The following is a 1,574-nucleotide window of genomic DNA, read 5'->3' as shown; positions in this document are numbered from 1 at the left end:
ATCTGGCAGGCGATCCAGTGGTGTGGCGCCGACCGGCTCGGCCACGGCGTCCGGATCATCGACGACATCGCCTTCTCCTCCGACGGCGAGGCCGAGCCCGGCAGGTTGGCGGCGTACGTCCGCGACCGCCGGATCCCGCTGGAGATGTGCCCGAGCAGCAACCTCCAGACCGGTGCCGCCCCGTCGATCGCCGACCACCCGATCGGCCTGCTCACCCAGCTTCGCTTGCGGGTCACCGTCAACACCGACAACCGCCTGATGAGCGGCACCTCGATGACCCGCGAACTCGCCCTGCTCGCCGACGCCTTCGGCTACGACCTGCCCGACTTCCGCTGGTTCGCCATCAACGCGATGCAGTCCGCCTCCATCCCCTTCGACGAACGCCTGCCCATCATCGGCAACGTCATCAAGCCCTGGTACGCCGACCAGCTGAAAGCCTGAGCGTCAGCGGCCCGGGCGTACGTACTGGTTGTATCGGGCCGCGCTGTGGTCGCAATACGTGCTGCACACCTGCACGTAGACACTCGATATGGACTTGGTGCCGGTGCGGGTGATGTTTCCGAAGTTGGTGCCGTCGTCGCCGCAGCCGTTGGTGTCCGACCTCCAGGCGCCGTACCCGTGGGTTCCGTCGGTGTGTTCCCACCAAACCCGGCCCTTTATCGGAAGGTTGTCGCCGGGACAGATGTCGCGCACCGTGAAGTTCCGAAAGACGACCTTCGTCCGGCTGACGGAGTCGACGGTCGCCCGGACGGACCCGCCACCGTAGTCGCGGCCCGCCGCGCTCTCGAAGGGGTCCACGCGGGCGGAGGACACTCCGTCTCTCGCCTGCGCCGGGCTTGCCACCAGCAGCCCGCTCAATGCTGCGGTTGCCATCACGGCGGCCAGAATGCGTGTCTTCAACAGTCCTCCAGCAAGAGATGTTTCGGTTGGTTCGGTTGGCCTTGGGGCGTGCGCTTCAGCGCTCCCGCGTGGCCGGCGGGGGGAGATGTGTGAGGTATCGCCTCGTGGCGGATCGAGACGAGAACGGCGATCGATGGTGCGGGGGCCCTGCCTGAGCGTCAGGTCTCGAAGGTGAACGTCCCGCGCAGGACGGTGTCTCGCCCGCTCCAGTAGCTCTCGTGGACGGCCTGGTAGGTGACGTCTTCGAAGGCGGTGAGCACCGCACAGGTGGCGCCGGGGTGCCGGATGTTGTCGTCTCTGATGACGATGGGCTTTCCGATCACACCCGGGCGGGTCAGGGTCACCTCCACCCAGGCTGTCCCTGTGGTGTCATCCGCCCGGACGCACAGCTCGTTGGCAGGGTCGGCGTAGCGGACGATCCCGTCTCCGACATCCCGTTGAAAACTCGCCGCCAAGGCCGGTTGCGCGAGAATGACGCTCGCCACCGCGACAGCGACGCCGACGGTGACCGTTTTGAGCGGGTTCATCGTTCTTCCCTTCTCTCGCACGGAGATCAGCCCTCCGGAGCGCCTGGTGTCAGGGGTGGAATACGGCCTCCAACGAGGCTTCGTCATGCCCGAATCCCTCTGGGCTGATCGTCAGATTGCGTCAACGGGTGGGGCACCTCCAGCGCG

Annotated in this window: 3 protein-coding genes; 1 reads left to right on the top strand and 2 read right to left on the bottom strand. The window is 66.6% G+C overall.

The genetic code is table 11. The features are described 5' to 3' along the window. Positions 1-441, top strand: a 441-nt coding sequence (locus EJK15_RS69215; RefSeq protein WP_476739219.1) for an amidohydrolase family protein, incomplete at its 5' end; no start/stop codon positions are given. Positions 442-444: 3 nt separating this feature from the next. On the opposite strand, the gene EJK15_RS69210 is transcribed toward EJK15_RS69215, so the two are convergent. Both EJK15_RS69210 and EJK15_RS69205 read right to left on the bottom strand, forming a co-directional pair. Beyond that, entirely contained in the window at positions 445-900 is a 456-nt protein-coding gene (locus EJK15_RS69210; RefSeq protein WP_138720908.1) for a hypothetical protein, read from the bottom strand. Positions 901-1,058: 158 nt separating this feature from the next. Further along, positions 1,059-1,427: a hypothetical protein gene (locus EJK15_RS69205; RefSeq protein ID WP_138720907.1), complete on the bottom strand. Its 369-nt coding sequence runs from the start codon at positions 1,425-1,427 to the stop codon at positions 1,059-1,061. Positions 1,428-1,574 lie beyond the last annotated feature (147 nt).

Source organism: Nonomuraea basaltis, assembly GCF_005893125.1.
GTDB classification, from domain to species: Bacteria; Actinomycetota; Actinomycetes; order Streptosporangiales; family Streptosporangiaceae; genus Nonomuraea; species Nonomuraea basaltis.
The sequence above is the reverse complement of the archived record's forward strand: the minus strand, read 5'-3'. Positions and strand labels throughout refer to the sequence as shown.

Coding starts and splice junctions, on each gene's coding strand:
- EJK15_RS69205 (WP_138720907.1), bottom strand. CDS start 1,427: ATGAACCCGCTCAAAACGGTCACCGTCGGCGTCGCTGTCGCGGTGGCG.